General features: G+C 67.7%; 5 protein-coding genes. 3 read left to right on the top strand and 2 right to left on the bottom strand.

Going from position 1 to position 5,178, the window contains the following annotated elements:
- On the top strand, nucleotides 1-259 hold a 259-nt coding region (locus AAF184_24605), incomplete at its 5' end, for a DUF3592 domain-containing protein (protein ID MEO0425538.1).
- A gap of 60 nt (nucleotides 260-319) precedes the next feature.
- On the opposite strand, the gene AAF184_24600 is transcribed toward AAF184_24605, so the two are convergent.
- Both AAF184_24600 and AAF184_24595 read right to left on the bottom strand, forming a co-directional pair.
- Entirely contained in the window at nucleotides 320-2,794 is a 2,475-nt protein-coding gene (locus tag AAF184_24600; GenBank protein ID MEO0425537.1) for a PKD domain-containing protein, read from the bottom strand.
- Nucleotides 2,791-3,276 carry a hypothetical protein gene (locus AAF184_24595; GenBank protein MEO0425536.1) on the bottom strand — a complete coding sequence of 162 codons (486 nt, stop codon included), beginning with the start codon at nucleotides 3,274-3,276 and terminating at the stop codon, nucleotides 2,791-2,793. The genes AAF184_24600 and AAF184_24595 overlap by 4 nt, the downstream gene beginning before the upstream one ends.
- Before the next feature lie 164 nt (nucleotides 3,277-3,440).
- Here AAF184_24595 and AAF184_24590 point away from each other — a divergent pair, with 164 nt between their 5' ends.
- The gene (locus AAF184_24590; protein ID MEO0425535.1) at nucleotides 3,441-4,022 is read left to right on the top strand and encodes an ECF-type sigma factor; all 582 of its coding nucleotides are present in this window, start codon (nucleotides 3,441-3,443) and stop codon (nucleotides 4,020-4,022) included.
- Nucleotides 4,019-5,178, top strand: a 1,160-nt coding sequence (locus AAF184_24585; protein ID MEO0425534.1) for a serine/threonine-protein kinase, incomplete at its 3' end; no start/stop codon positions are given. The genes AAF184_24590 and AAF184_24585, both read left to right, overlap by 4 nt.

Raw genomic sequence — 5,178 nt, 5'->3', positions numbered from 1 at the left:
TGAGCTTGTGCCCGAAGGTGTCACCACCACCGGCAAGATCACCGACGTCCGCCGCGATCGCTCCGGCGAACACCTGCGCACCTACTCCACCTTCGAGTACTTCGACCGGAAGGGCAATCGCTACACGGGCGAAGTGGGTGGGTCCGGCTACGCCGTGGGCGATGCTATCCGCGTCAGCTACCTGCCGCACGATCCGCAGGTTCACGATCTCGCGGAAGTGGTCGATGGACTGCGCGCCAAGCGCCAGCCCTCGACGTAACCGCTAGCCCCGAGTGACGCTGCTGGGCGGAGGTCCAGCGGCGTCCACGTTACGGCAACTTCACTCGCTCAAGAACTCAGCCGTCACCGTCCGGTCGCCGGTCATCACCACGGTGCAGGCGCCGGTGAAGAAGTTCTGCGAGTCGCACTGCTCGTCCACCCAGCCGATGAAGAAGTTCAGTCCCTCCGCCCTCGGGATCAAGTCGAACACGCCCGCGTTGGGCAGCAGATCCACGGTGCAGGTGTCCTCCACGCAATACTGGGGATCGGGTAGCACGATGCCGAGGGGAGTGATCTCCACCGTCCCCTCGCCGACGCCGGTGAAGTTCACCGTGAGGCTGAAGAAGCTCCCCGGCGCGATGACGGTGACCGCTTCGGTGGTCTCATCGGCGAGCCCGTCATCGTCGGTCACGCGCAGACGAATCGAGAAGGTGCCCACCTCGGTGTAGGCCGTCGTCGCGGTGACGCCCGTGGTGTCGAAGGTGCCGTCGTCCTCGAAGTCCCACTCGTAGCTGACGATGGCGCTGTCATCCGTGCTGGCGCTCGCATCCAACGCGACGGCCTGATTGACCTCCGGCACGTTCGGCGTGACCGTGAAGGCGGCAGTGGGCGGTGGGTTCGCGTCGGCATCGAGCACGAAGCTGACCGTGCAGGTCTGGTGCCGGTCGGCGAGCACCTGCACCTGTGTTGCGTCGCCGCCCGGCGGCACGCCCTCGCAATCGCCGCCCCAAGCATCGACCCGCATCAGGGGCGCAGGCTGTGCCGTCAGGGTGACGAGCTCACCCGGCGCGAAGACGCCACTGCAGATCGGCGTATCGCAGCGCAGTTCGCCCCCATCGCTGGTGACCGTACCTTCACCATCGATGATCACTGCCAGCGCCGAGCAATCCTGCTCCCCTATCCCGCGTACCAGGTGCGGACGCGCACGGGAGCCGACGTTGTTGGAACTCCAGCTACCCTGGAACTGGAAACGCTCGTGCGTCTGAGCGCCGTCGCCGAGCTGGCCGAAGGTGTTGTTGCCCCACGACCACAGAAACCCGCAATCACCCGAACGCGCCAAGGCAAGGCTGTGATCGCCCCCCGCGGACACGGCGGAAATGCCCTGGGACAGGCCGGGCACCGCGCGCACTTCCGAGCGACTCTCCACGCTGCCATCGCCAAGCTGGCCCTCGCGGTTGAAGCCCCATGCGAGCGCCTCGCCACCATCGATGGCAATCAGGTGAACGCCGTCGGACGACCCAAACACCTCGGGCACGCTGAACGCATCGATTGGGCGCACGGGATCCAACGCGCCGCCATTGACGGCGAATCCCGCCCCCCAGGCAAGCACCCGCCCATCCGCCATCAGTGCCAAAGAACCGGAAGCCGTCGCCCGCACGCCGACTGCCCCATCAACGCCTTGCACGCGCACGGGCACGGGCTGCGCGTCCGGGCAGCACAGGTCGCCGCCGGCAGCGCCGTTCACCCCGGTGCCCCAACCCCAGACGCTGCCGTCCTCCGCAAGAGCCACCGTGTGATCTTCGCCCGCCGCCAACGCGCGTATCGGCGGCAATCCGATGACCGGGGCCGGCTGAGAGCGGGACTCGGTGGTGCCATCGCCCAGCTGGCCACGGTGGTTCCGCCCCCACGCGAGCACCGTGCCGTCCTCCAGCAGCGCTAGGGAGAAGCCCCAGCCGGCTTCCACCGCGATCACCCCTGTCACGCCACCTATGGTTACCGGTTGGTGCAACACCGTCAGCTCGCCGCCACCGATCTGACCGTCCTCGTTGGCACCCCAGCCCACCACCGTGCCGTCGGCGAGCAGCGCCAACACGTGGCCGTCTTTGCCGGCCTGATTGACTATCAAACCACCGGCCGCCATGGCCACGACGTCCCGGAGTCCTTCGATCGGTCCGGGCACGTAGCGATCGATGCCGTCGCCGTAGACATCGAGACGACCATTCTCAGCGAGCTGACCGTCGCGGTTCGTGCCCCAGCTCCACACGGTGCCATCCTCGAGCAAGGCGAGGGAGAAGTCCGATGCGGCTAGCACGTCCACGGCACTCGGCGCGGGCTCACCTCGGTCGGGCGGGAGGATGGTGAGCATCATGCTCACGCCCGAGGAGGCGATGTTCGCGCCGGTGTTGCTGCGCAAGGTGCTCCTCACGTCCACCTCGTACACCCCAGGCGCCACCCGGGGATCGAGCTGCAGGGTCCAACTCACATCGAGCGCCTCCTCGTCGTTCTCGACGAAGGTCACCTCGACGTAGGCCGCCAGGTCATCGTCCGGCATCGCCTCGTAGGTCACGCTGGTGAGCCGCTCCTCGGTGGTCACCTCGGCCTTGGTGTTCCACACCGTCTGCTGCCCCTCCTCGAGGGAGACCGATGCCGTATCGCTGCTCAGGGTGATGACGCTCCGAGCCGGCTCTTCGTTGTTGTCATCGTTATTGTTGCCGAACTCGGCGCTGCCCAGGGCGGAGACCACCCCGAGCAGGACGACGGCTGCGCGGAGCCAGGGTCGCACCCAGCGACCTACAGTTTTTGTAGTTGTGTTCATGACTGTCCTCGTGGGAAGAGTGGGAAGTGGGGGGTGAGCCAGGCGTAGGCCATCGCGGCGCCGAGGACGACCGCGGCAACGTCCCAGGGATCGAAGCGGCCAGTGCCCAACGCTGCTGGCCAGGCGCCGCCCGCCAGCCACGCGGCGACGCCTTCGAGCTGCCCTAGCTCGAGGGCGATGGCACCCAGGGCCCATGCCAGGCACACCGCCCGCATGCTCCGCCGCGAAGGTGCACTCACCGATGCGGACAGCAGGCAGAGGGCGAGCACGTGGAGAAAGCTCGGCAAGCTCCCCGTCATTGCCTGCGGTGGTAGATAAACCGCCAGCCAAGGCATCGACGGCATCAACGCCACCGTCGGCGGCCGAGCGATGGCGTAGAACAGGAAGCCGACCGCGAAGCAGGCGAGCCCTGCCGCGGCCGGCGTTGGATGGATCAACCGGTCGCTTGGTCGACAGCTAAGGAGGACGGGGAGTGATGGCATGGGCTTGGGTCCTGTGCGTCTGCTCACCCCTACGTACGCAACGCGAAGGAAAAGGGACCACGCTTCAACAATGGTCCCCGTAGCCACGCGCTCGCGTATGCAGGGAGGGAAGCACCGACGTCACACAAACGCCCGAGGAGCGATGCCATGCACACCGCACGCCGATGGAGAGCACCTACGACACCCCAATGCCGCTGCTGGCGCTGATGAACAGCGGCGAGGAGCGCAGCGCCGCCGAGCGCTGCGGCGAGATCTACGAAGAGCTACGCAAGCTCGCCCACGCCCAACGTCGTCAATGGGTGGGCAACGAGACCTTGAACACCACAGCGATCGTGCACGAGGCGTACTTGAAGCTCGCCAAGCGACGCTCGCCCTTCGAGAATCGCTTGCACTTCTTCGCCACCGCGGCACGGGCGATGCGCCACATCCTGGTGAGCTACGCGCGCCAGGCCACGTGCGAGAAGCGCGGCGGCAAGACTGAGCACGCAGCAGTGGACGTGGAGCTGCTCGCCGACTCGGTCACCCTCAACGACATCCTCGCCCTCGACGACGGCCTCACGCGTCTGGCCGAGATCGAGGCGCGCTGCGCGCGGGTGGTGGAATGCCACGTCTTTGCGGGCCTGACCCTCGCCGAGACGGCAAACGCCCTCTCCATCTCCCGCACCACGGCGAAGCGCGATTGGGCCTTCGCCACCGCCTGGCTCTACCGCGAGTTCACCGGCCGCAGCGAGCGGGTGGGCCCATGAGCGACGACCTATCCCGCCTGCAAGCCATCTTCCAGGAAGCGCTCACGCAGCCACGGGACATGTGGGAGGGCTTCGTGGCTGAGGCCTGCGCTGGCAACGCAGCGCTCGCGCGCGAAGTGCACTCGCTGCTGCGCGCCTCCGAGGCCAGCAAGGGCTTCTACCACGACCTCACCCGGCGGGTGGAAGCGGCCGTCTCCCCCATGATCGGCGCCCGCCTTGGGCCCTGGAAGATCCTGTCCCAGGTGGGGCGGGGTGGCATGGGCACGGTGTACAAGGCGCAGCGCGACGACGGTCAGTTCCGCCAGCAGGTGGCGCTCAAGACCCTCCGCGTAGGGGCGGCCGACGCCCAGGCGGCCGCCCGTTTCGCCAACGAGCAGGCGCTGCTTGCGCGCCTCGAACACCCGCAGATCGCCCGCCTCATCGACGGCGGCTTCGCCAGCGATGACACGCCCTACCTGGTGATGGAGTACGTCGACGGCGTTCCCCTCGACGTCTGGTGCCGTGAGCAGGGCGCGACGCTGAGCGAACGCCTGCGCTTGTTCACACGCGTGTGCGATGCCGTCAGCTATGCCCATCGCTCGCTGGTCGTCCATCGCGATCTCAAGCCCAGCAACGTCCTCGTGACCGCAGCGGGCCACCCCAAGCTCCTCGACTTCGGAATCGCCAAGGCCCTCGACGGCGGGGAGCGAGGCGATCTCACGGAGGAAGGCGGTGCGCTGATGACCCCGCGCTACGCCGCCCCGGAGCTGCTGCGCGGCGCCACCGCCACCACCCTCGCCGACGTCTACTCCCTGGGCGTGCTGCTCTACGAACTGCTCACCGGCAATGCCGCCTACGACCCAGGGCTCAGCTTGTCGGATCTCGTGCAGCAGGTCTGCGTGCAACCGTTACGCGCGCCGAGCCAGCGGGTGGCCAATCGGCCCCTCGCCCGCGCGCTGCGCGGAGACCTCGACACCATCGTGCTCAAGGCCACTGCTAAGGACCCGAACGAGCGCTACGCGTCCGTGGACAGCCTGCGCCAGGACATCATGCGGCATCTCGCGAACGAACCGGTGACCGCCCGCGGCCCGTCCCTCGCCTATCGCTTCGCCAAGTTCCTGCGGCGCAACGCCCTGGCCAGCGCGTTCGCCGGCATCGCAACGGTGGCGCTCGTGGC

This window comes from Pseudomonadota bacterium (assembly GCA_039815145.1).
Classification (GTDB): Bacteria; Pseudomonadota; Gammaproteobacteria; order Steroidobacterales; family JBCBZW01; genus JBCBZW01.
Note: the sequence above shows the minus strand (reverse complement) of the source record. Positions and strands in the feature narration are given on the sequence as shown.